Below are 25608 nucleotides of genomic sequence, written 5' to 3'. Positions count from 1 at the left end.
AGATGGGCGCTCTAAGCCTTTTATTTGCAAGCATAATCTTTTCGATCCTCGCTCCGCTCCGGTTGGATTTTGCACGAAGCCATAGATCACGCAAGGGTCTGCATATACCGCATGCCCGTGACCGGACCAGCCTTGAATGAAAGGTGCTCATAGAATTTGTGCGCCTTGAAATTGCCCGTGGCGGCGCTGACGGACAGGAAGGCGCAGCCGGACTGGCGGGCATGGTCGCGCGCCTTTTCCACCAGATGATGGCCGATGCCTGTATTGCGGTGCGCAGTGCGCACAAACAGGTGGTGCAGTTCCATGCCGCGCGTGCCTTCGGCAGCGCGGTAGAGCGGGCAGAGAATGGCGTAGCCGATCAGCTCGCCAGCCGCTTCTGCGACCAGCGCATGAATCCAGGGCACGGAACCGAACAGATCCCGTTCAAGCTGCTGCAATGTGGACGCGGTCTTGTCCCCATGCTCTGCCACCAGCGCGGTGATCATGTCATGAAGAGCGGGCAGGTCACGAATTTTCGCCGTGCGTATCGTCACGACAGGCGGTCGAAGTGATTGCAAATCCAGTGTGGCACTCATGGTCTTTCCCTTATCAGGTTTCGCCATCAGGTGCCGATCAAACAAAAGCCGCCTGATGGCGGCTTGTTGACATTATCAATCAGGCCGCTCCTATGGGAACAGCCAAAAATACGCCCGCGATTGATGAACGGCTTTGATCATGGTGAAAGTCATGCATCTTTACCGCTTTGTTGTCAATCGGGGATCTAGAGCATTTCCGGTGAAAACGGAGAGGTTTTCACGTCCGGACAATGGGACGAAACAAGAGGTTAGAGCATTTCCGGTGGATACATGGTCGCCGGAAATGCTCTATCGCCGCAGTGCCAGCCCTACACCCACCCGCGTGATACTGGTATCGGCAGCATTGGCTTGCGTGGTGCGTTCGTAGGATACGTCTCCCGTCAAAGCGAGATATCGGCTGAAGTTCCATGTCAGTCCTGCCGAGGAAAACCAGATTTTTTCATCGTTGGAGAAGGCGGAATTGGAATAATCGCGCAACGTCAGGCTGTTGGTCAGTTGTGCCACCATCGTGCTACGCAACTCGTGCCGAATATCGGCGCTGAGGGTGTAATTGACCGAGCCACTTTCCCCTGCTGTGGTCGAGGGTTCGATGGCGGTCGCAAGCCCCAGCGTTACATCGGTGCCGCGATGCGGCGACCAGACCACCCGGCCATCAACAGTAAACGCGTCCAGCGCACGCAGGCGGACATCGCGAAATTTCGCTTTCTCGTAACCCAGAGCCAGTTCACCGCGAAGCTTTTCGCCCATATCCAGCTCCACGCCGGTGCGGGCCGCAGTGGTTCTGGCAGAGCGCTCATAGCCCTGAAAATCACGGCGCAGTTCGTAGCGGGAGGTGCCGACGGCGGCTTCGATAAAGGGAACGAGGGCTGGCGAAAGCTCAAAGCCCAGCCTGCCGGTCAGCGTCGCCTGATCCCGGTTCCGGTCGCGCAGCGACAGGCTCTGCCCGTTGATGAGGCGCGCATTACCGTAGGAATAGCGCTCAAGATCCAACTTGACGCCGCCGCGTAACAGGCCAAGATCGCGCGCAATACCGGCACCCAGTACCGTGCGACTGACGCCCGCCTGCGTATCCGCATTGGACAAGGCATTGGGATCGGTCGCGTCCTCGCGCCGAAAGCTGTAACCGGCATTGAAATTCGCTATTGTTGCGTGGTCAATATCAAGACGCAACCGTGCATCGATATCCGCGCGCGGGCGGGTCTGGCCCCGGCCAGATATGTTGTTTTGCCAGGCACCGTCACCGGTCACCACCAGTTGATGGCGCGACCAGTCGGACGTCAGAACCCCATTGCCGCCAGTTTCCAAAAAGCTGCGCGAGCGCTTGCCATCTGTATCATCCGTGTTTTCATGAACGATTTTTTCGCTCAGTGTCGGCTTCAGCACGAAGGAGCCGAGGCGAATGCCCGGTGCATCGTTGCGTGTCGGGTCGAGCCGGGGGCGTAGTCCGTCGATTGTGCCTTCCCGTGTATCAATACGGTTGGACTGGGGGCCAGCAGGCTCGACCAGATCATCGTCGATACTGGAGATGGCGGGCGTGAGTGCCGGAGCCGACGGTTGGGGAGAGGTGATCAACGAACTATCAGTGAGAACGGTAGTAGTCGACGCAATGGGGTTTGCTGACGGAACCGGAACAGTTTGAGCCGCCGCAGGGAATGCGAACGCTGCGCACGCCAATCCCAACCCCACGCTGGCGCGGGCCAAAAGGCCGGTAGTGGGGTCAAGGACAGAGGCCAAGTCGCTGTTTCCGTGGGAGGTTCCAAGCGTTAACCTCTAGCGGTTTATGGTTAACCAAATCTTGACGCGCTTTGGCCTCTGCTCAAAACTAAGGACGCACCGCGCTTTACCTGGCAGTGGACAGAAAAAGCGGAAAGCGCTAACCATTCCGCTCATGATCAAGCGCACCGCACATATCCGTCCGAGCGAAGCCGTGGCATCTGCCATTCGCACCATCAACACCGAGCAACAGGGCTTGCTGGCCATGATGCAGGCGCTGGATGGACCCTTGTGCGCACCGTTCTGTGCCGCTGTGGAAAAAATCGCAGCCAGCGAAGGCCGTGTTATTGTCACCGGCATCGGCAAAAGCGGGCACATTGGCATCAAGCTTGCGGCCACCTTGGCGTCTACGGGAACGCCGGCGTTCTTCGTGCATCCGGTAGAGGCAACGCATGGCGACCTTGGCATGGTTACGCAGAACGATGTGATTCTGGCCATGTCATGGAGCGGGGAAAGTTCTGAGCTGCAGGGAATTGTCTCCTATTCGCGCCGCTTCTCCATTCCCCTGATTGCGTTGACTGCTGGCGAAAAATCGACGCTTGCGCGGGAAGCCGATATCGTTCTTCTGCTGCCCAAGGTACAGGAAGCCTGTCCTCATGGGCTGGCGCCCACCACATCGACCCTGATGCAGCTTTCCATGGGGGACGCGCTGGCGGTTGCGCTTCTGGAAGCACGCGGTTTTACGCCCGAGGATTTCCGCACCTTCCATCCCGGCGGCAAACTGGGCGCAAGCCTCTCCTATGTCAGTGATGTGATGCATGAAGGCGAGGATATGCCGCTGGTTACCATCGGCACAGGGCTGACCGAGGCGGTCATGATGCTGTCGAAAAAACGCTTTGGTTGCGTGGGGGTTGTTGGCGAAGATGGGCTTTTGGAAGGTATTGTGACCGATGGCGACATCGCCCGCAATCTGGACCGCAATCTATCCTCGCTGCGGGTGGAGGATATCATGACCCGCAATCCCAAGACGGTGCGCACCAAGACCTTGGCCACCGCCGCCATGGCGTTGCTGGACCAGTTCCACATTTCCGCCTTGCTGGTGACCGACGAAGAGCGCCGTCCGGTCGGTATCGTTCACTTCCACGATCTGTTGCGGATCGGGGTAGCTTAGAGAACTATTCGATCTGCTTGAATCAGATCGGCGCTCTAAGTCATTTATTTGTAAGCATAATCTTTTCGATCCTCGCTTCGCTCCGGTCGGATTATGCTCTAGAGAACTGTTAAATACTTTTCGTAATACTCTGCTGCAATTTCGGGCTTGTCTTTGAGAAACTCTACCAGTTCCGGCGCCTCTTTTTCGAATACCCAAGGCTCGTCCCGTTCCTCGACCGGATAAGTTATTAGATTGGTCAGTTTCTTTGCTTTCATCCGCGCCATTACGGCATCGCTAACGAAAAGGGCGTCGCCGCCCCCGCCCCCCAAGAATAGTGAACCAAAGACCTTCCGTTCGCCGAAGGCGGGACGACTGATGACATATTCGTCCTCACGCACATGATAGTTTGGCAGCCCAGTACGCGGACCAACTTTAACCCTCACAATTTCGGAGATCTTGCTTTTGGACAGCAAGACGCACGGTGCCATGCGTGTTGGATGAAAGATGAAATAGCTGTCCTCATAAGGTGTGCCGTCCTTGCGACGCAGTTCCACCGGAAAGAACTGGTGCACATTCGGCTCGAACTCTTCAATAATCGCCTTGAACCGGGCACTGACCACCGACGCGTCCATAATGCGGAACGCATCTACAAGCCTAACCTTGTTTGTCTGGATCGCGATGGTTGGAATATTGCTGGTATCGGTGACCTTCGGGCTGGGCACCCAGACAAAAAACGGCAATCGCGTCTTCTCATCTACACGCGAACCGCTTTTATCCTGCCACTCGAACTGCGGTCCTTCTGGCCAAAAACTCAGATACCCTGCCATGCGTGTTTCCTGAAACTGAAAGGACGTGTTACCCGATGCATCATGCCTGATTCACCCAATGCGTTCTCGCAATTTTCGATGCAAACGCCTGACAGCTTCACACCGTGCTTTCAGCTTGTTCCACACAGACGCTCGCCGAAACGGAACGGTACACAGCGAAACAATCCCTAATTGTCATCAAAAAGATATCACTAATATAGATAATGCAAGCAGTGTTCGTCTTTGAGTCTTTATCAGTGAGAAGAAGTCAGCAGGAACGCGGCATGTTTCAGAACGGTCGATCTACGCGACAGCTTCCACCACCAAATCGCGGCCTGCGCTTGAGGCGACCCGCACACGTGCGCCCACCGGTAGATCGGGTCCGGTCACGGACCAGATCGTATCATCGAGCCGGATGCGGCCGCGCCCTTCGGCGATCGGTTCTGCCAGGATTGCGGTGCGGCCTACAAGGCTTTGCCCACGCTGGTTGAGGTTGGGTTCGTCGGTGATCTGGTTGCTGCGGCCAAGCACACGCCGCCCGACAAGCACCGTGACGCCGGAGAGAACGGCGAACAGCACCCATTGCACCTGCCAGCCCCAAACCGCATGGTCCCATAACGCCAGCGAAAGCGCACCAACGATCAAGGCCGCGATGCCGATCCAGATCAGAAACACGCCCGGTGCGACGACTTCGGCCGCCAGCAGCAGGAAGCCGAGCACGAACCAGCTCCACGGGCCAAGCTGCGTCACAGCGTCCAGAATCATGGTCAGCTTTCTCGGCTGGAATCAAATGGGTTGCGAACCTGCGCGGTGGAAGGCGGCGGTGGAGGGGTCAGCACCCGCACCGGACGATCCGGTGTGCCAAACACGTCCTTGGCAATTGCCCCGATGCCACCGAGCGAGCCGATGAGCGCGGAGGCTTCCATCGGCATCAGAACGATTTTCTGATTGGGTGCGGTGCCGATAGCAGCCAGTGCCTCGGTGTATTTCTGTGCGACGAAATAGTTGATGGCCTGCACATCGCCAGCGGCAATAGCGGCGGATACCATCTGTGTTGCCTTCGCTTCGGCTTCGGCCATGCGCTCACGCGCTTCGGCATCGCGGAACGCGGCCTCCCGCTGTCCTTCGGCCTGGAGGATGGCGGATTGCTTGGAGCCTTCCGCACGCAGGATTTGTGCGGCGCGCGAGCCTTCGGCTTCCAGCACCTGCGCGCGTTTTTCACGCTCTGCCTTCATCTGGCGGGCCATAGCGTCCACGAGGTCCTTGGGCGGCTGGATATCCTTGATCTCGACACGGGTAATCTTGATGCCCCACGGATTGGCAGCCTCGTCCACGACTCGCAACAAGCGGTCGTTGATCGTATCGCGGTTGGACAGCAATTCGTCCAGATCCATAGAGCCCATCACCGAGCGGATGTTCGTCATCGTCAGGTTCAAAATGGCGTTCTGGAGATCGGAGACCTGGTAGGCTGCCTGTGCGGCGTTTAAAATTTGGTAGAAGGCCACGGCATCTGCCGAGCAACTGGCGTTGTCCCGGGTGATGACTTCCTGTGTCGGAACGTCCAGCACCTGCTCCATCACATTCAGTTTTGCGCCAATGCGATCAATGAAAGGGATGATCAGGTTGAGGCCCGGTTCCAGCGTGCGTGTATAGCGGCCAAACCGTTCCACCGTATAGCGATAGCCTTGTGGAATGGTCTTGATGCCGGAAAACAGCACCAGAATGACCAGCGCGACGAAAACGATAACGACGATATCAAGACCCAACATACTGCTCTCCGCATCGACTTAGAGCATTGCCAGTGAACGTGGAATCACTTTCACGCCCGGACAATGCGACAAACAAGAGGTTAGAGCATTTCCGGCGAACACGTGTTCGCTGGAAGTGCCCTAAGGCATTGAAAAGAAAACCCGCTGAAAACGTTTTGACCGTTTTCAGCGGGTTATCAAGCAAAAGTTTCCATGAGACCATTTCCAGTAAAAGTGGAATCACTTTTACGTCTGGACAATGCGGAAAACAAAAACTCTATCGGTAGAGGTTCAGGCCCAGCCGGACAGTTCGCGTCTCACGACGTTTTCCAGCACGCGCATGCCGCCTGCGCTGTCATTCAGGCAGGGAATATGGGTAAATTTCTCGCCGCCATTGTGCAGGAAAATTTCGCCTGCTTCTTCGGCAATTTCCTCAAGCGTTTCCAGACAGTCCGAGACAAAGCCGGGATTGATTACGGCGATGCGCTTGACGCCCTCCTGAGCCATCTTTTCAATTGTCTTGTCGGTATAGGGTTGCAGCCATTCTTCCGGTCCAAAGCGGGACTGGAATGTGACCTGCAATTTTTCCTTGGTCCAGCCGAGGCGTTCGCGCACCAGCCGTGCCGTCTTGTAACACTGGCAGTGGTAGGGGTCGCCTTTCATGAAATAGCTTTTGGGAATGCCGTGGAACGAGGTCAGCACAACCTCCGGCTCCCAGTCGAGCGTTGCCAGGTGGTTGGTAATGGAGTTGGCAAGTTCCTCGATATAGACAGGATCGTCATGGTACGGTGGCACGGTGCGCAGCGCCGGTTGCCAGCGCATTTTCAACAGGGTTTCAAACACCTTGTCATTGACGGTGGCGGTCGTTGCTGCCGCATATTGCGGGTACAGCGGAAAGACGAGAATTTTCTCACAACCGTCTTTTTGCAGCGCTTCAACACGGGAGGCGATGGAAGGAGTGCCATAACGCATGGCCCAATCCACCTGCACATTGTCCATGGAGGCGAAGGACTCGGCCATCTTCTCCGCCTGATTGCGGGTGTAGGTGCGCAGATAGCTTTCGTTCAGATCATTGTTCCAGATGGACGCGTAGGCCTTGCCGACCTTGCCCGGGCGGGTGTTAAGAACGATGCCGTAGAGGATGGGATACCAGAACAAACGCGACCATTCGATCACGCGCTTGTCACTCAAAAACTCTCTGAGGTAACGGCGCATGGATTTGAAATCTGTGCCATCGGGTGTGCCGAGGTTGACCAGAAGCACACCGACCTTGCCGAATTTGACCGGCGGGTGGTTCATGGCTTTCATTTCGGGGGTTGCATACATGGTATCGTTCATTCCTGACTTGTTCTTTTTGTTATACGCCAAAGGGTCATTGCGGTTCAGACTTATTCTAAAAATAAACGCCGACGGGGTACAGGCCCCATCGGCGTTTTCGTGAGAGACAAATTGTCTCTTGTTTTGGATCGACAATTCGTCACTGGGACAGTAGCAAGCTGCCGATTTGCTTTCTGGGTTTCAGCACCAATTCAATCTCCACGCCCTCGGATGCTTCATAGAGGTTTAGTGCCTGTGTGTTGATACCCTGCGGATTCAACATGACATTTGAGGTGTTCGTGTCCGTATCAAACGAGCAGCTTTTGGTTTTACATTTCAGCTTCAGGCGGCCGTGCAACTGTCCACTATCTGTGCGCCGCTGATCAAACAACTCGATTTTCAGATTGTTGTTATCGATCAGAATGCAGGGTCTAGCATTCAGGCAGGTTGCGGTTCCCGCAGTCGGTTCCGCACCGGCAAACATCAATCCGTAGTTGACTGTTAAAGGTGCCCCTTTCCATATCTCGTTGTGATACGAAACATCCTGTTGGCTTGACGCCAACAGGATCAGTGCAAGGATGAACGACACTAGGACCATGCGTTTCCTCGATAATTAAAGCATGTCTCCCAAAAGTGGGCACCGGTTTTGGTAAAAAGACATGCGTCAAAAGAACTATTTGAAGCGCGGCGCATGATTTCGATTAAACGCGACCCGCTTAGCGCTGCTGAGGCAGCGTTATCGTTTGTCCGATTTCGAGTTTGCGCGGGCGCAGCTTTGGATTTTCACGGGCGATGGCTTTCCATTCGGCACCATCGCCATACGCTGTTTCGGCGATATCCCAAAGGGTGTCGCCGCGTTGAATTGTGTGGCTTGTCGGCGTGGCCTTCGCGGCAGCAGTCGTGCCACTTGCCACGGTGATGCGGCCTTCTACAACCGGCGTATAGGGGCGGTGGGCGGTGAGATAAGCGGCAACGGTATCTTCAAGGCTGGGCCCGAAGTCATAGGCATTCTGCGCTTTTTCGGCAAAAACCGAGAAGCCATCGCCACCCCGGCGCACATAATCATTGCTGACGATGCTGTAGAGGGTGTCGGGCTTAATGGGTGTGAAGCCACTGTCTGATTTCGCTTCAGTTGACAGCACGCGGCTGCCCTTCGGACGGCTACCATCATAGCTGTAGCGCATGCCGGACACTTGCAGGAACCGACCCGCGCCATTCTCGAGGTCGCTGACGCCGTTTTCAAGCGCTGCAATCAGATCACGTCCGGTGAGCTGGAATGTGGCAATGCTGTTCTGGAAAGGAAGCACCGTCAGCACTTCGCCCATGGTCACCATGCCCGCGTCAATCGAGGCGCGCACACCGCCGCCATTTTGCAGGGCAATGGTGACGCCCTGACTTTTGACCCGATCAAGCATGGCGTCGGCCACCAGATTGCCCATGCTGCACTCACGCACACGGCAGGTTTCGCGCGCGCCGTCGATGACAGCGCTGGATTCGGACACTTCTTTCTGGCGCATGGCTTCCAGCGGCTTGGCAAGTTCGGCAACGCGAGCCGTAAAGCCTGCATCCGGTTGCACGGCGCTATCCAGCAATTGGGGAGCGCCCTTGGCGGCAGTGACCTTGCCGGTGTCATCAAACGTGACCGTCAGGTCGCCGAGATATTTGGAATAGGCGTAGGCGGTAACGATGGGGACATCCACACCCGCCGGATTTTTCACCAGTGTCGGGTAGGGACCAGCGGCTTTCGGGTCAGTCGAGGACAGAAGCGTGTGGCTATGACCACCAACAATCACGTCAATGCCATCGACGGCAGCGGCAATCTCCTGATCCCGGTGATAGCCGACATGGGACAGGAGCACGATCTTGTTGACACCCTGCGCGGTAATGTCCTGCACGGCCTGCTTTAAATAGTCGATTTCGTCGCGGAATGTGATGTCCGGTCCGGGCGAGGAGGTCTCATTGGTATCGGTGGCCAGCACAGAGACGATGCCGATCTTTTGCCCGCCGACATCCTTGATCATGAAGCCGGGGATGCGGCCAGCGAGTGGCGAGCCCGATTTGGCGACCGTATTGCCGGAAATAATCGGAAATTTCGCCGCGTCCAGAAATTTCATCAGTTCCTGCGGACCATCGTCAAATTCGTGATTGCCAACAGCCATAGCATCAAAGCCGATGCCGTTCATGAACTCGGCAATCGCCTGTGTTTTGTAGGTCGTGTAAAACAGCGAGCCCTGAGACTGGTCCCCGGCATCCAGCACCAGCACATTGCTGCCGTTGAGCGCCGCACGGCGGGCATCAATGGCTGTTTTCATACGGGCGATGCCGCCAAGGCATTCGTTCTTCGTGGCTTCTTCCGGCGAGCAGGTGGAATCGTATTTATTAATTGCTTCGATGCGGGAGTGGAAATCATTGATGTGCATGATTGTCAGATCATAGGCGGACGCTACCGATGTGGTGGCGGCAAAACACGTGGCTGCAATGAGACCGGCGCGGAAAGATCGAAGCATAGATATTACCCCATTTGCTATGGTGAGATCGTTTATCAGCAAAGGGCGATTTGCAAGGGGAAATGGTGACTGCTGTTGGGGTCATACAAAAAAAGCCCCCGAAACGGGGGCTTTATGACGATCCATTGACAATCGGCCAGCTCAGCCGCGACGGGTCAGCGAGAACTGTGCGCCGCTGTCGGTCGTGCAGTTCAACTGGTTTGGTGTCACCAGCGAGCAATTGACCTTGGACTGGGTGTTGCGCACCAGCGAGGTCATGTTGATTTCCACCAGCTTGGGCAAGCGGTTGGTGTAGTTACCGGATGCCAGCAACTGGTTGGTGTCCGTTGTGCGTGTGGAGAACGTACCGCCATTGAAGGTGGAAACGATGCCGTTGGGGTCGGCCCACGAGCCTTCAACACCTGCGGCCTGACGAACGGGTGGCAGCGAGGCTACCTCCTGACGCGGCGCTGTCTGGCAGGATGCGAGGGTGGCGGCGAGGCCGATCAGGGCGATTTTTACGTTCAGTGTCATGACGCTAAGCTCCGGTATGGCTGGCACGGCGGCCGATTCCTTGGAACAAACCATGACGCGGCCTCAAGATGAATGCAAGACTTTGAAACGTTAACGCGAAACGCCCGCAGAGTTGATCTGCGGGCGTGTCGAAATTGCAACGAATAGCAGAGTTAGCGCACCAGAATGTTGCGGAACGCCCAGGGGTTCTTGCTATCCAGATCCTCCGGGAACAGGCCGGGGCGACCGTCCAGCGGCGTCCAGTCGGTATAATGGCCTTCAACGGGGCCAAGATACGGTGCCTGCACTTCAAGGCAGCGCTTGTAGTCGATCTCGTCGGTATCGACGATACCGGCTTTCGGGTTTTCCAGCGCGTAGACCATGCCGGCCAGAATGGCGGAGGAAACCTGCAACCCGGTTGCGTTCTGATAGGGTGCCAGTGCGCGCGCCTCTTCCAGCGACAAGCGGGAGCCGTACCAGTAGGCGTTCTTGTCGTGGCCGTAGAGCAGCACGCCCAGTTCATCGATGCCATCAACCAGTTCGTCCTCGTGCAGCACATGCTGCACCGGTTGCGCGTTGCCGCCATTGCCGAACATTTCATGCAGCGACAGCACGGCATCATTGCAGGGGTGATAGGCATAGTTGACGGTGGGGCGATAGTTGACCTCATCGTCCTTGATCACCGTGTAGTAATCGGAGATCGACACCGCCTCGTTGTGGGTGACGAGAAAACCATATTGCGGGCCGGGGGTAGGGCACCATGTGCGCACGCGGGTATTGGCACCAGCCTGTTCCAGATAGATTGCGGATTTCGGGCCTTTTTTCTGCTTTTTGGCAGTCTTCGGCATCCACTCTTCATGGGTGCCCCAGCCAAGTTCGGCAGGTTGCAAGCCTTCGGCAATAAAGCCTTCGACCGACCATGTATTCCAGAACGTGTTCAGTGGCTTGGGGTCTCTGGCGCGCTGGGTATCGCGCTCGGCAATGTGAATGCCCTTGACGCCAGTCTTTTTCATCAGCTTGGCCCAGCCTTCACGGTCGTCCGTTGCGGGCTCGTCGAATGTCAGCTCAAGATCGTTGGCAAGGTTGACCAGCGCTTGCTTGACGAACCACGACACCATGCCGGGGTTTGCCCCGCAGCAGGAAACAGCGGTGGTGCCGCCGGGATGCTTCTTCTTCTCATGGCGCACGGTTTCGCGCAGCGCGTAATTGGTGCGCTCGGAATTATCAGCATCGCCATCGAAGTAGAAGCCGAGCCATGGCTCGACCACCGTATCGATATACAGCACATCCAGCTTGCGGCAGAGCTTCATCAAATCCAGCGATCCGGTATCAACCGACAGGTTGACGCAGAAACCCTGACCGTCACCTTCGGTCAACAGGGGCTTTAACAGCGCCTTGTAGTTGTCCTTGGTCACGGCTTCCTTGATGTGGCGAATACCATGGCTTTCCAGAATGCCAGTGGTGTCGTCTCGCGGTTCGATCACGACCATCCGGTTTTTGTCGAATTTGAAATGACGCTCGATCAGCGGCAGCGTGCCGCGACCAATAGAGCCAAAGCCGATCATCACGACCGGGCCTGTGATTTCGCCATAAACCGGGTGGTTCGTTTCTGCCATTTAGTGCATTCTCCTGGAGTTTTCAGTCAAGCGTTGGAAGATCAGCGGGCGCAAAAGGTTGCGGCATCCGCACAACCTCGTAGAGCATAGTTCCCTGTCACAATAAAGAGGCGACCATGCCCCCTGTCTCCTATAGGTTAATCTTTACAGGGATAAGACCGCGCAAAGAATTGCCGACAAAAAGCGTATGCGTTGCTAAATCCGCGATGGTGAGTGTCTGCTCAACCGCCTTACCGTCTTTCAGAAGCGACTGGCGCAGAACGCCTGCCAGCAGGCCGTTTGCCAACGGCGGCGTCTTTAGAGGGCCATGGTTTTTGCGCGCAAACAGCGAGGTGAAGGTGCCTTCACACACCAGACCGTCTTCGTTGCACAGCAAAACCTCGTTTGCTTCCTGGGTGGAAAACTCCGCGCGGGCGGCCTCGTAGACGGCGCGGCGGCTGGTCTTGTGTCGGATCAGGGGATCAGCGGACGTCAGGCGTGTGGCGGCAAGTTTCACAGTCCACACGGTGCCGTTGGGTAAAGGTATATAGGGTGTGACGGTCACGGATATTGTGCCGTCAGTGGCCAAAGTCAGCCGCAGGCGTGCGTGGCTCTTTGCTTCGCTCACAGCGGCCTTAAGCCGGGATTCAGCCGTGAGCGGCGGGGGGAAACCGAGTGCTTGCGCCGAATGAAACAGCCGAGCCAGATGCAAGGGCAGGCACGAAAACCCGGTTTGCGGGTTCCAGCCAAGCGTCTCAATCAGCACAAAATCGTTCATGCCGTCAGGTCCACGTCGCCGCTCGCAAAACGGGCTTTCAGCAGGCATTCGGCATATTCCGACTCTGCGGTTGAATCAAACACAATACCGCCGCCGACGTTGAACACGGCGTGTCCATTTTCGTGCAGCGTGATGGTGCGGATCGCGACATTGAACTGCATATCGCCACTTGGCGCGATGGTGCCGATGGCACCGCAATAGATATCGCGCGGCCCGTCTTCCAGCGTGTGGAGAATTTCCATCGCGCGCATTTTGGGTGCGCCGGTTACAGATCCGCATGGGAAAAGCGCCGCGAATATGTCGCTGATCGATACCTCCGGCTTGAGCTTTGCGTGCACATGGCTCACCATCTGGTGGACGGTCGGGTATGTCTCAATGTCGAACAGCCGCGGAACTGAGAGGGAGCCGACTTCTGTTATGCGCGAAATATCATTGCGCAGAAGATCGACGATCATGCGGTTTTCGGCCTGCGTTTTTTCGTCGTCCAGCAGGGCTCGCCGAATGGCGTCGTCGTCTTGGGGCGTTGCTCCGCGTCTGGCCGTGCCCTTCATGGGGTGGGTCTCGATGAAACCCTCTTTCACACGAAAGAACAGTTCCGGCGACCGTGACAGGATCACAGGACCGGCGAGATTGACAAGTGTACCATATTTTACCGGTTGCCGCTCGATCAGCGACCAGAACGCCGCCAGCGGATCGCCTGCCCAGTGCGCGCGAATCGGCATCGTCAGGTTGCCCTGGTAGCAGTCTCCCTGCCGCAAATGCTGGTGCAGCGTGTCAAAGCGTTGCCGGTAGGCGTCGAAATCCCAACCGGGGCGGAACCCGGTGAGAAAAGGCTCGTTCTCCACCCGCTGGCGTGGCGTAGCCAGAGCGTGGGCCGTTTGAGGACGGTCGAAGACACCAAAGCACAGAAGCGGGGTCGCCCGGTTTTCTGCCGCCAGCGGTGCCAGCTTCGGCTCAAACAGAAAGCCCGCTTCGTAGGAGAGATAGCCCGCGAGCCAGTGGCCTGCTGCATGCGCCGCTTCGACAGCTTGCAGGGCCGGGAAGAAATCCGCTTTCGTGTAGGCGGTAATGATGCGCAAGGGTTCAGCGAAGACCGTTACCCGGTCTTCGCTGTCATCGCGAAACAGCACAAAGGGCCGCTCCATCATACGCGGTTGATATCCTTGTCGATAGTCTTGTCCAGCGCTTCCAGCTCATCGATCAGCCCCTCGATCATCGACAGGCCCTGCGCCCAGAAGGCTGGGTCTGTGGCATCCAGCCCGAACGGTTTCAGCAGCTCGGAATGGTGCTTGGCACCGCCCGCTTTCAGCATGTCGAAATACTTCTGCTGAAAGCCGCTTGCCGCATTCTGGTACACGGCATAGAGCGAGTTGACGAGGCAATCACCAAACGCATAAGCGTAGACATAGAATGGCGAGTGAATGAAGTGCGGCACATAAGCCCAATAGGTTTCATAGCCCTCGGAAATGCGAATGGCTGGTCCTAAGCTTTCTGCCTGTACCGATAGCCAAAGTTCGCCGATGGCATCGGCCGTCAGTTCACCTTCGCGCCGTGCGGTGTGGACCTTGCGCTCAAACTCGTAGAACGCAATCTGGCGCACCACGGTGTTAATCATGTCTTCCACCTTCTGTGCCAGCATGGCCTTGCGCTCACGGGCATCGCGCGTGCGCTCCAAAAGGGCGCGGAAGGTGAGCATTTCGCCGAAAACAGAAGCCGTTTCCGCCAGCGTCAGCGGCGTGGATGCCATCAATGCACCCTGTCCGCCTGCCAGCACCTGATGCACGCCGTGGCCCAACTCATGGGCAAGCGTCATCACATCGCGCGGCTTGCCCATGTAATTGACAAGGACATAAGGGTGGGCCGAGGGCACGGTGGGGTGAGCAAAAGCGCCGGGAGCCTTGCCGGGGCGCACGGGGGCGTCGATCCAGCGTTCATCAAAGAAGCGACGGGCAATATCGGCCATTTCCGGCGCAAAGCCGTTATAGGCGGACAGAACCGTATCCTTGGCGGTTTCCCAGGAAATTATGGCGTTGGAGGTTTCGGGCAGGGGTGCGTTGCGGTCCCAATACTCCATCTGCTCCATGCCCAGCCATTTGGCTTTCATGGCATAATAGCGGTGGGACAGGCGCGGGTAAGCCTCCTTGACGGCTGCGGCCAGCGCGTCCACCACGTGGCCCTCCACCCGGTTGCCCAGATGCATGCTGTCGGCCACATCTTCGAATCCGCGCCAGCGGTCTGAAATTTCCTTGTCCTTGGCCAATGTGTTGGTGATCAGCGTAAACGTGCGGATGTTGGCCTTGAACGTGGTAGCCAGCGCCTGTGCCGCGGCCTTGCGCTTTGCGGGGTCAGCATCCTGAAGCATCGTCAGGGTCACTTCCAGTGGCAGTTCTTCCCCATCCACTGTGTAGCGCAGCGCGGCCATAGTCTCATCAAACAGCCGGTTGAAAGCGGCTGCACCTGTCATGGATTTCTCCATGAACAACTGCTCCAGTCTGTCATCCAGCTGGTAGGGCTTTTCCAGCCGGAGATCGTGGATCCACGGCGCGTAATGGGCAGATACGGCATCGTTGGCGATGCTGGTTTCGATCAGCTTGTCATCGAGACGGTTGAGTTCAAGCGTGAAAAACAGAAGATGGCTGCCGATTTCCACCATTTTGCTCTGCATATCGCCGTAGAGCTTGCCATTGGCCGGGTTGGTCGTATCGGAAAAATAGGTGAGGCCAGTGTAGGAGCCGAGGCGACCGAGCAAATCCTGCAGCGCCTCCATGTCGCGCACGGCGGTACCGAGCCCATTCTCGCCGGTCTGAGTGGCTGCTTCCTCCAGCCTGCCTTTCCAGCGGGCCTCGAACGCCACAGCCTCCCGCAACGCCCGCTCCTGATCGTTCCGAAACTTAAGCGAATCAGGGGACAAATAGAGGTCTTCCAGCCTCCAGACAGGCAGATTTCCAAGCTCGGGATTGTGTGCGCTGTGCGCATCCTGCGCGTGGAGAGGGCTGGAATTCATCATCGTATCGACTCCGGACATGTTTTCGCCTTTTCTAACCTGCCTTATGTAGAAAGGGAATTGTCCCTTTGCCACCCCATCGCTAACCGCCTTCATTGAGACTGGAATGCCCTTTGGCTTGGCTTTTTTGCTGGTTTCGTTTAGGCCTTGTTAGTAATCTGTTCACTATACTATAACGATGGATGACATCTGTGGCATATTTGCCATGCTGTCACCGTATTTGAGAGCCAAAAAGTCCGCACTGGACACCGTCTATCAAACGGGCCATCGCACGGGGATCACGTTGCTTACATTGATCGGATCGACACAGCCAGAAGGCCCAGCCAAGCGCAGCTTGTGGCAGGCCATTGGCAATGCCGCAGTCAAGCACGCACCGCGCGCCATGGCTTGCCTGCTCACATTCGCGATTTTGACGACGCCGCTCACCGTGGCGTCATCGCTGGAAGCCCGTGGCGAAACCCGCACGCTGAAAGTGTACTTTATTCATACGGGTGAAAAGGCTGCGATCACGTTCAAGAAAAACGGACGTTACGATGCAGCTGGTCTGCAGCAGTTGAACCGGTTCCTGCGCGACTGGCGCCGCAACGAACCGACGAAGATGGACCCACGGCTGTTTGATCTCGTGTGGGAAGTCTACACCAAGTCCGGCTCGCGCGATTACATTCACGTTGTTTCAGCCTACCGTTCACCCAACACCAACAATATGCTACGTTCGCGCACCAAGGGCGTGGCCAAGCGTAGCCAGCACATGCTGGGCAAGGCCATGGACTTCTACCTGCCGGACGTAAAGCTGAAGACGCTGCGCGAAATTGGCATGCGCTTTCAGGTCGGTGGCGTGGGTTACTACCCCACATCCGGTTCGCCCTTCGTGCATATGGACGTTGGCTCTGTGCGCGCATGGCCGCGCATGAGCCGCAACGAACTCGTGCGTCTGTTCCCCGATGGCAAGACGATGCATCTGCCTGCCGATGGCAAGCCGCTTCCCGGCTTCGATCAGGCAGTTGCCGACTATAAGCGCCGCGTTGGTGCCAACACCGTGGAAGTTGCCGGTGGTGGCTCCACAGGCTCTACCACAGCCAAGCGTCGCGGCCTTCTGGCCATGCTGTTCAATCGCGGCGGGGATGAAGATGAAGAACCCAACGCAATAGCCAGTGGCGCTGGCGGTGGAGATGACGAGGGCGGCGCTGCACCAGTGCAGACACGCACGGCTCCCTCGCGTGTTGCTCCCGTACAGCCAACCCAGCCGCAGACACTTCCCGGTGTAGCATCCGAGCCTGAACAGGCACCGGTCGCTGTGGCCGCTGTTGAGCCGTCCGCCGCACCATCCGTGAATGCAGTGGCAATCAACGCGCCTGTGCCGCTCGTGCGTCCGGCGTTCCGTGACGGTGCAGCGCCAGCTCAAGGCTCCAGCACGCAGTCTGCCATGGAAGTGGCCATGGTTGCACCACCGCGTAACGCAGCCGAAGCTGCTTTGGCGGCAGCAGCGCCTGTGGCGCCAACGCCAAGTGGTGAGTTTGCCGATCTGTCCGCCTATTCGGTTCCCGTTCCTGCCCTTCGTACGCTTCCGGGTTCCAGGGCGGGGTCGCAGGCAGCGGCCGAGGAAATGATGACGGCGTCCGCGACGCCCGGTACGCCTGCCATGGGCGCTGCGTCTGCGATGAACGAAACCTCGCCCCTGGTGACGGGTTTCATTCCCGTGCCGTCCATGCGTCCCGCCGGTCAGGCGGCGTTAGCTGCTGTTGCTGATGCGACCGTTGCGGTGCCCACCTTCGCTCCGAGGACTCCGGCGTCGACTGCACCGCGTGAGATGGAACTGGCAAGCCTGCCAGCGTCCCGCACGCCAGTACCGCCGACCCGCACGGCTGTTCCCATGGCGCAGACGTCCGCTTCTCCAAGCTCTGCACCGCAGACGGTTGAGCAAGCGGTTGCCTTGAGCAATCCTGACGCTGTTGAAGATGGCGAAGAGGCGATGCCAGAAACGATGGCTGCCGTTTCACCGGATGCCACGGAACCTGCCGCAACGGTTCTGTCCGAAGACACCTTCACCAAACCGGAGACTGCATCCAAGGGTGCGCGTCCCAAGAAGCAGGATGCCGAAGCATCCAGCCGTTCATCCATTCGCACCGAGCCGAAGGTCAACAAGAAGATCATCTCGCAGTGGGCACTGACCAATGGACGCGTGGAAAGCTTGAAAAAGCCGGTGACTGCACCGCAGTTCGTCAGCAAGCAGCTGCGCACGGCACCAACGACCGTGTACTCGGCAGGCTTCTCGGCCAAGACCACCACGGCTGACGCCGGCCGGTTTACCGGCACCGCCGTCAACTTCATGGAAGTCAAGAAGTTCAGCACGAATTGATTGCAAACGACGATCAACAAAAAAGCCCGCCAAATTGGCGGGCTTTTTTGTTGGGGTGTTCAGTCCCTTATTCTTCGTCTGCAGGAGCGACCGCCATGCCGAGCGCTTGCAGGTAGGTATCCAGAATAGCTTCCTGTTCCAGTCGCTCATCGTGGTCCTGCTTGCGGATCGCGATCACTTTCTTCAGGATTTTCGTATCGAAACCGGTTGATTTGGCTTCGCCATACACATCCTTGATATCGTCGGCGATGGTTTTCTTCTCTTCTTCAAGCCGCTCGATCCGCTCGATAAAAGCGCGAAGCTGGTCGCGTACGACGCCGTGAACATCGGACATGGTGTTCTCCTGTCATGATATTAATCTAGATTCGTGTCTCTACGCATTGTCCAGGCTTAAAAGCCAACCCGCTTTCAGTGGAAATGCCGTTGCGCTGTCACGTGCCGCGAACGGCCCGTCAGGTCAAGGGTGTTTTGGCAACTGTACCCGTTTTGTGTGGACGCGTGGCTCTATCCCAAAACGAATCGTCTCGGGAGCCAAGCGTCACTCCCCATTGTGGCTGCGCTCGAAGGCGGCTTTCTGCCCTTCGGTTGCCTCGGTCTGATGTTGCGCGCGCCAGTCCTCATACGGCATTCCGTAAACAATTTCGCGAGCATCGTCTTTGGTCAGCGCAATGCCGGTCTCGACGGCTGCTTCCTGATACCAGCGGGACAGACAGTTGCGGCAAAAGCCGGCGAGGTTCATCAAATCGATGTTCTGCACATCGCTGCGTTCGCGAAGATGAGCAACCAGTCGCCGAAAGGCGGCGGCTTCCAGTTCGGTTTTCTGCATTTCATTCAGTTTGGTCATGGCTGTGTTCTCCACGGACTTACACGCCCTGTTCGGGATATGGCCCGGTGCGTGAGGGGTGAATGCTATAGGAATGAAGGTCGGCACGGTCATTGATGGCGGACAGAAGCGGGGCCAGCCGTCCCGTCCATTCATCCACACCGGCTTCGTGGCCGATCAGATCCTGCCGCACCTCGATCAAGGCGTGCGCAATGCCCGCAATCAGGCAGTGCCGATACATGGTGTCACCCGCCAGTGCGCCGTCATAGGGCTCGTTGTCGCCAATCAGCAGGTCGCCTCCGGCGCTTAAGCCTTCGATCAAGGGATGGGCGATGCGCGCATCATTGTCCCACAACACGGCAGCGTGCCAAGGGCGCGGCACACCCTTCCAGACCGGTGTATAGGAATGGAGCGAAATGACGATGGGTGCCACGGCGCTGGCATTCGCAACCTCGGCCAACGTCCGGGCAATGGCGTTGTGGTAGGGGCGGTAAAAGGTTTGGAGCCGGTGTTCGCGCTCCGTATCGCTCAAAGGGTGGTTGCCGGGGATGATTGCGCCATCGGAAAGCTTCATGATCAGGGTCGGGTCGTCCTCGCCCCGATTGGGATCGATCAGCAAACGGGAAAACCGGCTCATGACCGCAGGCACACCAAGGCTTGCCGCCAGCTTGCGGGTAAGGGGCTCCACACCGATATCGTAGGCGATGTGCCGGCTGAAGCTAGCGGGATCCAGCCCCAGGCTGCCGTAGGTGTCCGGTACGATATTCGTGGCGTGGTCGGCAAGAAGAAGCAGGCCCTTGGTCGTGTCCCCGGCGATGATTTCATAGCTTGGCGCATCAGTCATGCTTGTTCGCACTCTCGTCGCAATGTTCTGTCAATCCTCTTGTCACGTCGCCATGGCATTCGCAAGGCAAAGGCAAAATCTGCCATAAAGACGGTGTCAGGGTAGAAAAAATGAAAATATAATCGATTAATGTTGCGTTGACTTTCCCCGTCCTTCGTCGCAAGAAAGTCCCACAACAAAATTGCAATGGAGAAGCATTGGAAGCCGTGTCCGATTATCCTTTGCCCGGCCTGAACATAGCGTTACGGCGGTTTACCCGAATTGTCTTTTTCAGTTTGGCTACCATCACTGCCTTTCTGGCAGCCGATGCCGCGCATGCTGAATTTCGCGTTTGCAATGGCACGCAAAACCTCGTCGGCGCGGCCATTGGGTATCGTGCCAAGGATGGATGGGTGACCGAAGGCTGGTGGCAGGTGCCTGCCAATACCTGCGCAACACTGATCGAGGGCGAGCTTACCTCGCGCTACTACTACCTGTACGCGGAGGATGCCGCGCGCGGAGGCCGCTGGAGCGGTAATGTGAACATGTGTCTGGCGGAGAACGAGTTCAAGATTACCGGTGTGCAGGACTGTTATGCCCGTGGTTTCCAGCGCATGGGTTTCAAGGAATACGATACGGGGCGTCAGGGTAGCTGGATGGTTCAGCTTTCCGATACCCCAAGTTCGCAAGAGAGTCAGAACTGATGAAGCGCAATAGAAAAGTCAAAATCCTCGCCACGCTTGGTCCCGCATCGTCGGACGAAGCCATGATCCAGAAACTGCATGAGGCAGGGGCTGATCTTTTCCGCATCAATATGAGTCACGCCAGCCATGATGTCTTGCGCTCGCTCATTCAGCGTATCCGCGCCGTTGAGGCCCGTTGTGGCCGCCCCATCGGCATTCTCGCCGATTTGCAGGGTCCGAAGCTGCGTGTTGGCAAATTTGCCGATGGTAAAGTCCAGTTGAAGGTCGGGCAGACCTTTACCCTCGATAACAACGAGGCGCCCGGCGACAATACCCGTGTTCATCTGCCCCACCCGGAAATTCTGGAAGCCGTCAAAGCCGGACACCGTCTGCTGATTGACGATGGCAAGCTGCATCTCCATGCCGAAAGCTCCGATGGCAAGAGCATTGTCTGCACGGTTGTATCCGGCACCTCCATTTCAGACCGCAAGGGTGTCAGCCTGCCCGATACGCTTCTGGAAGTCGGCGTGCTGACGGACAAGGACCGGGCCGATCTCGATGCGGTACTGGCAACCAATGACGTCGACTGGGTGGCGCTGTCCTTCATTCAGCGCCCGGAAGATCTGATCGAGGTTCGTAACATTGCGGGCGGTCGTGTTGGGCTGATGTCGAAGATCGAAAAGCCGCAGGCCATCGAGCATATCGATGAGATCATTGCGCTGTCAGATGCCTTGATGGTGGCCCGTGGCGATCTTGGCGTCGAAATGCCACTGGAAACCGTTCCCGGTCTGCAAAAGCAGTTGATCCGTGCCTGCCGCCGTGCGGGCAAGCCGGTCGTGGTCGCCACGCAGATGCTGGAATCGATGATCTCTGCGCCTGTTCCGACACGCGCCGAAGTTTCCGACGTGGCAACGGCTGTGTTTGAAGGTGCCGATGCCGTGATGCTGTCGGCCGAATCGGCGTCCGGTGATTATCCGGTGGAAGCTGTCTCCACCATGGCCTCTGTCGCCAGCACGGTTGAGCGTGATCCGCATTACCCGGGCATTATCTACGCGCAGCGCACGCCGCCGGAAGCAACGGGTGCGGATGCGATTTCGCTGGCTGCGCGCCAGATTGCCGAAACCATGCAGCTGAAAAGCATCGTGTGCTATACATCGTCCGGCGCTACGGGCTTGCGCGCTGCGCGTGAGCGTCCAGAAGTGTCGATACTGGCGCTGTCACCGGTCATTCAAACGGCCCGTCGCCTGTCCGTGGTCTGGGGACTGCACTGCGTCGTCACCCATGACGCCGAGGATCTGGATGATATGGTCAACCGCGCTTGCCGCATCGTTGTGGACGAAGGCTTTGGCGCTCCCGGAGACCGCGTGATTATCTCCGCCGGTGTGCCGCTGGGCACACCCGGCGCAACCAACATGTTGCGCATCGCTACAATTGGCGCGGATGGTCACAGCGGCGTTTAATAACCGCCCTTATTCATGATCATTCACAAGGCGGGCATCGACCCGCCTTGCTGTTAGCTGCAGGTCATGCGGAATGCCCGCCAGTGTTTCAATGGCTTCTATGGCGAGATCATTGGCCACATAATCGGATTTGTGGCCCATATTGTGCACGGTGACGAGTTGCGATCCGGCAATGGCCCGGTGCAGGGCCTGTGAATGCAGCACGGGTGACACCACGTTATCGGCATCCCCGGTTATGATCACCGTCGGCGCTGTGATCTGGCTGTAAAAGGGTGAAACCTTCTTTGTATAGTCCAGTAGATTGGCAATATCGGTGGCGTTTGCGCGGAATGCCGATGGCTGCAACAATAGGCCCGGCGCTGTGTTGGCAACATAATTATCGGGCCGGTGGTTGGGGGCGAAGACGCTTTTCGTGCCGGCATCCAGCAGTGTCAGCCCGACAGGGAGCGTTACGATATGGGTCAGAAGCCAGCCGACATAGGGCATTTTCGCTGCTGAATTGTACCAGGCAATTCCCCCCGGCCATGGATGTGTGGCAGGGGAAAGAAAAACCAGCCCCAGAACCTTGTCCGGGTGCCTGAGAGCAAAGGTGGCGACCACGGCACCGCCAAACGAATGGCCGACGATAATAGCTTTTTTGATACCGCGTTTGTCCATCACGGCGGCAATCGCATCGGCCTGCCCGTCCGGGAAGCCGTTCTGTGGGCCGCCACGGTCGGAATAGCCAAAGCCCGGGCGATCCACATACAGCATCTCGGCGCGGCCTTGCAGTGGCTTGGCAAAGGCGAACAACTGATCGCGTAGATTGCCGCTTGCACCGTGTACAAAGACTATAGGGGGCAGGTCCGCATCGGCAGTGGCAGGCATCAGTACGCTATTCATGGCGTAGCCGCCAATGTCGATTCGCTCACCCATATTGGGGTACGCGGCTCGGATGGCGGCCGTTTTGAAAACGGTGAAGAGGAAGCCAGCCAGACACAGCAGAAGCAGAAGGCAGAGAATGGACAGCAGGACGATAGACACGGGATTGCGAGCAAACATGCGGATCCTTTGGATGTGCAGGATGTATGGTTGCTATACGTGCGCGACATGAAAACGTTTCACGCGGGAGGTGTTTCCAGTTGTGTATATTTTTGAAAGTATCGGTTGGTAACCGTTGGATGTCAGGTGCGCTGCCCATCCAGCTTTTCAGACAACACCTTTACTTGTTCCTGCGCCATCTTCTCTGCTGGATAAATCTCCAGCACCTGGTTCCATGCCCGGAGCGCCAGTTCATCCTTGCCGGACGCGGCGAGAATTGCGGCCATTCCGGCCAGCGCACCGAAATGGCGCGGCTCCAGCGCCAGCACGCGGTTGATATCGGCCATGGATTTTCGATAATTGCCCAGCTGATAGTTCAGCGTTGCGCGACGATTCCAGCCTTCGACATAGTCGGGTGAAAGGTAAATAACCTGATCCAGCAGATCGAAGGCCGTGCCATTGCGCTTGTCCGCAATGGCTTTGGTGGCCCATTCCATCAGCAGGTTGATGGTGGGGCTACCCGCATCCTGAAGATGCGCATGTACCTGACCCGCGATGCGCAGCGCAGCATCCGAATCGCGCTCACGCTTGAGCGCGGCAAACAGATCGTTCAGTTCTGTCTTCGGGTCGGGAAGGCGAGGGGAGCTCTCAGGTGTTGCCGGAGCAACACCGTCTTGTGCTGCGACACTTCCGAACGGAAGGGCACCCGCAATCAGACCCACAATGAGACAGCGCAAAATGAACATGGCGGGTAGAGTAACCCGCCACGGCAGAAGATCAATCAACATTTGCGTGTGTTCCTCAGGTCGAAACCTGAGGAGCAACATCAGCCCTGCCGTGCCTTGTAGCGCGGGTTCTGCTTGTTGATGATGTATACGCGGCCCTTGCGACGCACGAGACGGTTCTCGCGGTGACGTGTCTTCAGCGACTTGAGCGAATTCTTGATCTTCATTTTTCTGATCCGCAGGTTAGGGAAGAATCATTCCCGATAAACTTAACAATCAAAAGCGCGCCACGGGGCGCGCTCTTGAACCATGGGTGGGGCAATACCTCGTCACCACATGGGTGTCAACCAGTTTGGCCCGGTTTTCCGGCCTTCAACAGGCTAAAACTGCCGCTTTTCATCGGAATCTGACAGCAGGCTTGCCGGGGTTTTGGTCAGCCACGTGACATGGCCCATCTTGCGGCCCGGACGCGCTTCACGCTTGCCGTAAAGGTGCAGCAGGGCATCGGGGCGGGTCAGCCATTGCGGCACATCATTGATGTCGTCGCCGATCAGGTTCTGCATTACGCAGTCCGAGTGGCGCCGCGTCGAGCCAAGCGGCAAGCCGGTTACAGCGCGGATATGCTGCTCGAACTGCGAGACAACACAGGCCGTTTCCGTCCAGTGGCCGGAATTGTGTACGCGCGGCGCAATCTCGTTGGCGATCAACGCGCCGTCTGCCAGAACGAACAGCTCCACCCCGATGACACCGACATAACCCAAGGCCGCGAGAATCGTTTCTGCCGCGTGTCTGGCCGCCTCAGCGGTTGCCTTCGATATACCGGCAGGCACGGTTGAGGTGTGCAGAATGCCGCTGCGGTGAACGTTTTCAGCCGGATCGTAGCAGGCGATTGTTCCATCCACGCCCCGGGCGGCGATAATGGAAATCTCCTTGACGAACGGCACGAAGCTTTCGAGAATCAGCGGCACATTGCCAAGAGCGGCAAAGGCATTTTTGTCATGTGCCTCTTCTTCCCGAGTCTTGCCGGCCGGGGTCCGGCTGGCGCGAAACACCATCTGTCCCTTGCCGTCATAGCCCATCCGGCGTGTTTTCAACACGCCATTGCCACCAAAGTCCGACAGTGCAGCCTCTAAATCAGACTGGCTGTCCACAACGCGAAAGTCAGCGGTGGCGATGCCGCTGTCGTTGAGAAAGCGCTTCTCGCTCACCCGGTCCTGCGCGACATCCAGCGCGCGCGGGGAGGGGCGGACGGGACAGGTTTCCGACAATATCTGCGCGGCCTGCACCGGAACGTTTTCAAACTCATAGGTGATGAAGTCGGAAACCTCTGCCAGTTGCGCAAGCGACTGTGGATCGTCATAGGCACCAACAATCTGTCGATTGGCGGCTTGAGCTGCGGGGCAACCGGGCTGCGGGTCAAGAATCACCGTATTAAAATTCAGCCGTGCGGCAGCCAGCGCCAACATGCGGCCAAGCTGGCCGCCTCCAATAATGCCGATTGTACTCATAGATCGTCCACGGGGTATTCGGCGACAGCCGCCGTTTGTGTTTCGCGGTAAGCATCCAGCCGGTCGGCCAGATCGTCGTCTGACAGGGCAAGAACCGCAGCGGCCAGAAGGGCGGCATTGACTGCGCCTGCGCGCCCGATGGCAAGCGTGCCGACAGGAATACCTGCTGGCATCTGCACGATAGACAACAGGCTATCCTGACCAGACAGGGCTTTGGACTGAACGGGAACGCCGAAAACCGGCAGGGGTGTCATGGATGCAGCCATGCCCGGAAGATGGGCGGCACCGCCTGCACCGGCGATGATGACCTTGAAACCCTCTTCACGCGCCGTTGTCGCAAAGCGCACCAGCCGGTCCGGCGTGCGGTGGGCCGAGACGATTCGCGCTTCATAGGCAATATCCAGCGCATCCAGCGTATCGGCGGCGTTCTTCATGGTTTCCCAATCGGACTGGCTTCCCATGATAATGGCAACGGGCGGGGCAACGGCATCTGTCATTGTCGCAAATCCTGTTTTGGCCCAG

The 25608-nt window shown here is 57.5% G+C and carries 25 protein-coding genes; 4 read left to right on the top strand and 21 right to left on the bottom strand.

Annotated elements, in window-relative coordinates; translation table 11 throughout:
* Positions 1 to 86: 86 nt before the first annotated feature.
* Complete coding sequence (locus IFT84_RS17140; RefSeq protein WP_192121605.1) at positions 87 to 575, bottom strand: GNAT family N-acetyltransferase; 489 nt, start codon at positions 573 to 575, stop codon at positions 87 to 89.
* A gap of 288 nt (positions 576 to 863) precedes the next feature.
* Positions 864 to 2309, bottom strand: a complete 1446-nt coding sequence (locus tag IFT84_RS17135; protein ID WP_244651261.1) for an outer membrane beta-barrel protein — start codon at positions 2307 to 2309, stop codon at positions 864 to 866.
* A 154-nt stretch (positions 2310 to 2463) separates the two neighbouring features.
* Here IFT84_RS17135 and IFT84_RS17130 point away from each other — a divergent pair, with 154 nt between their 5' ends.
* Positions 2464 to 3459 carry a KpsF/GutQ family sugar-phosphate isomerase gene (locus IFT84_RS17130; protein ID WP_192121603.1) on the top strand — a complete coding sequence of 332 codons (996 nt, stop codon included), beginning with the start codon at positions 2464 to 2466 and terminating at the stop codon, positions 3457 to 3459.
* Positions 3460 to 3557: 98 nt separating this feature from the next.
* On the opposite strand, the gene IFT84_RS17125 is transcribed toward IFT84_RS17130, so the two are convergent.
* The 11 genes from IFT84_RS17125 to IFT84_RS17075 all read right to left on the bottom strand — a co-directional run bounded on the left by IFT84_RS17125 (position 3558) and on the right by IFT84_RS17075 (position 15691).
* Entirely contained in the window at positions 3558 to 4268 is a 711-nt protein-coding gene (locus IFT84_RS17125; RefSeq protein WP_192121601.1) for an imm11 family protein, read from the bottom strand.
* A gap of 282 nt (positions 4269 to 4550) precedes the next feature.
* The gene (locus IFT84_RS17120; RefSeq protein ID WP_192121598.1) at positions 4551 to 5012 is read right to left on the bottom strand and encodes an NfeD family protein; all 462 of its coding nucleotides are present in this window, start codon (positions 5010 to 5012) and stop codon (positions 4551 to 4553) included.
* A gap of 2 nt (positions 5013 to 5014) precedes the next feature.
* Positions 5015 to 6016, bottom strand: coding sequence for an SPFH domain-containing protein (locus IFT84_RS17115; protein WP_192121597.1), 1002 nt, complete (start codon positions 6014 to 6016; stop codon positions 5015 to 5017).
* Positions 6017 to 6286: 270 nt separating this feature from the next.
* Positions 6287 to 7333, bottom strand: coding sequence for a ferrochelatase (hemH, locus tag IFT84_RS17110; protein WP_446737614.1), 1047 nt, complete (start codon positions 7331 to 7333; stop codon positions 6287 to 6289).
* A 139-nt stretch (positions 7334 to 7472) separates the two neighbouring features.
* Positions 7473 to 7910, bottom strand: a complete 438-nt coding sequence (locus IFT84_RS17105; RefSeq protein ID WP_192121594.1) for a hypothetical protein — start codon at positions 7908 to 7910, stop codon at positions 7473 to 7475.
* 118 nt (positions 7911 to 8028) lie between these two features.
* A complete protein-coding gene (locus tag IFT84_RS17100) occupies positions 8029 to 9819 on the bottom strand; it encodes a bifunctional metallophosphatase/5'-nucleotidase (protein ID WP_192121592.1) in 1791 nt (596 codons plus the stop codon).
* Between the two features lie 141 nt (positions 9820 to 9960).
* Positions 9961 to 10332 carry an outer membrane lipoprotein Omp10 gene (omp10, locus tag IFT84_RS17095; protein ID WP_192121590.1) on the bottom strand — a complete coding sequence of 124 codons (372 nt, stop codon included), beginning with the start codon at positions 10330 to 10332 and terminating at the stop codon, positions 9961 to 9963.
* Positions 10333 to 10484: 152 nt separating this feature from the next.
* A complete protein-coding gene (locus tag IFT84_RS17090) occupies positions 10485 to 11927 on the bottom strand; it encodes a homospermidine synthase (protein WP_192121588.1) in 1443 nt (480 codons plus the stop codon).
* A gap of 130 nt (positions 11928 to 12057) precedes the next feature.
* The gene (locus IFT84_RS17085) at positions 12058 to 12684 is read right to left on the bottom strand and encodes an aminotransferase class IV family protein (protein WP_192121586.1); all 627 of its coding nucleotides are present in this window, start codon (positions 12682 to 12684) and stop codon (positions 12058 to 12060) included.
* Complete coding sequence (locus IFT84_RS17080; RefSeq protein ID WP_446737619.1) at positions 12681 to 13829, bottom strand: aminodeoxychorismate synthase component I; 1149 nt, start codon at positions 13827 to 13829, stop codon at positions 12681 to 12683. The genes IFT84_RS17085 and IFT84_RS17080 overlap by 4 nt, the downstream gene beginning before the upstream one ends.
* Positions 13829 to 15691: a M3 family oligoendopeptidase gene (locus tag IFT84_RS17075; RefSeq protein ID WP_244651274.1), complete on the bottom strand. Its 1863-nt coding sequence runs from the start codon at positions 15689 to 15691 to the stop codon at positions 13829 to 13831. The genes IFT84_RS17080 and IFT84_RS17075 overlap by 1 nt, the downstream gene beginning before the upstream one ends.
* Before the next feature lie 280 nt (positions 15692 to 15971).
* Between IFT84_RS17075 and IFT84_RS17070 the strand changes: the two genes are divergently transcribed.
* On the top strand, positions 15972 to 18044 hold the full coding sequence (locus IFT84_RS17070) for a DUF882 domain-containing protein (RefSeq protein ID WP_446737618.1): 2073 nt from the start codon (positions 15972 to 15974) through the stop codon (positions 18042 to 18044).
* Positions 18045 to 18111: 67 nt separating this feature from the next.
* Here IFT84_RS17070 and IFT84_RS17065 read toward each other — a convergent pair whose 3' ends face one another.
* From IFT84_RS17065 to IFT84_RS17055, 3 genes are all read right to left on the bottom strand, one after another.
* Positions 18112 to 18378 carry a DUF2312 domain-containing protein gene (locus IFT84_RS17065; RefSeq protein ID WP_192121578.1) on the bottom strand — a complete coding sequence of 89 codons (267 nt, stop codon included), beginning with the start codon at positions 18376 to 18378 and terminating at the stop codon, positions 18112 to 18114.
* A 204-nt stretch (positions 18379 to 18582) separates the two neighbouring features.
* The gene (locus IFT84_RS17060) at positions 18583 to 18888 is read right to left on the bottom strand and encodes a DUF1244 domain-containing protein (protein WP_192121576.1); all 306 of its coding nucleotides are present in this window, start codon (positions 18886 to 18888) and stop codon (positions 18583 to 18585) included.
* Positions 18889 to 18907: 19 nt separating this feature from the next.
* Positions 18908 to 19711: an N-formylglutamate amidohydrolase gene (locus IFT84_RS17055; protein WP_192121574.1), complete on the bottom strand. Its 804-nt coding sequence runs from the start codon at positions 19709 to 19711 to the stop codon at positions 18908 to 18910.
* 260 nt (positions 19712 to 19971) lie between these two features.
* Between IFT84_RS17055 and IFT84_RS17050 the strand changes: the two genes are divergently transcribed.
* Complete coding sequence (locus IFT84_RS17050) at positions 19972 to 20394, top strand: DUF1036 domain-containing protein (protein ID WP_446737617.1); 423 nt, start codon at positions 19972 to 19974, stop codon at positions 20392 to 20394.
* Entirely contained in the window at positions 20394 to 21833 is a 1440-nt protein-coding gene (gene pyk / locus IFT84_RS17045) for a pyruvate kinase (protein WP_192121572.1), read from the top strand. The genes IFT84_RS17050 and pyk overlap by 1 nt, the downstream gene beginning before the upstream one ends.
* A 9-nt stretch (positions 21834 to 21842) precedes the next feature.
* Here pyk and IFT84_RS17040 read toward each other — a convergent pair whose 3' ends face one another.
* From IFT84_RS17040 to purE, 5 genes are all read right to left on the bottom strand, one after another.
* A complete protein-coding gene (locus IFT84_RS17040; RefSeq protein WP_192121570.1) occupies positions 21843 to 22874 on the bottom strand; it encodes an alpha/beta fold hydrolase in 1032 nt (343 codons plus the stop codon).
* A 122-nt stretch (positions 22875 to 22996) separates the two neighbouring features.
* Positions 22997 to 23599, bottom strand: coding sequence for a tetratricopeptide repeat protein (locus IFT84_RS17035; RefSeq protein WP_446737616.1), 603 nt, complete (start codon positions 23597 to 23599; stop codon positions 22997 to 22999).
* Positions 23600 to 23679: 80 nt separating this feature from the next.
* A complete protein-coding gene (gene ykgO, locus IFT84_RS17030) occupies positions 23680 to 23805 on the bottom strand; it encodes a type B 50S ribosomal protein L36 (RefSeq protein ID WP_192121566.1) in 126 nt (41 codons plus the stop codon).
* Positions 23806 to 23958: 153 nt separating this feature from the next.
* Entirely contained in the window at positions 23959 to 25086 is a 1128-nt protein-coding gene (locus tag IFT84_RS17025) for a 5-(carboxyamino)imidazole ribonucleotide synthase (protein WP_192121564.1), read from the bottom strand.
* The gene (gene purE / locus IFT84_RS17020; protein WP_192121562.1) at positions 25083 to 25583 is read right to left on the bottom strand and encodes a 5-(carboxyamino)imidazole ribonucleotide mutase; all 501 of its coding nucleotides are present in this window, start codon (positions 25581 to 25583) and stop codon (positions 25083 to 25085) included. Before purE ends, IFT84_RS17025 begins: the two co-directional genes overlap by 4 nt.
* Positions 25584 to 25608 lie beyond the last annotated feature (25 nt).

Origin of the sequence: Rhizobium sp. CFBP 8762 (genome assembly GCF_014841565.1) — a bacterium.
In the GTDB taxonomy this organism is placed as follows: Bacteria; Pseudomonadota; Alphaproteobacteria; order Rhizobiales; family Rhizobiaceae; genus CFBP-8762.
Note: the sequence above shows the minus strand (reverse complement) of the source record. Positions and strands in the feature narration are given on the sequence as shown.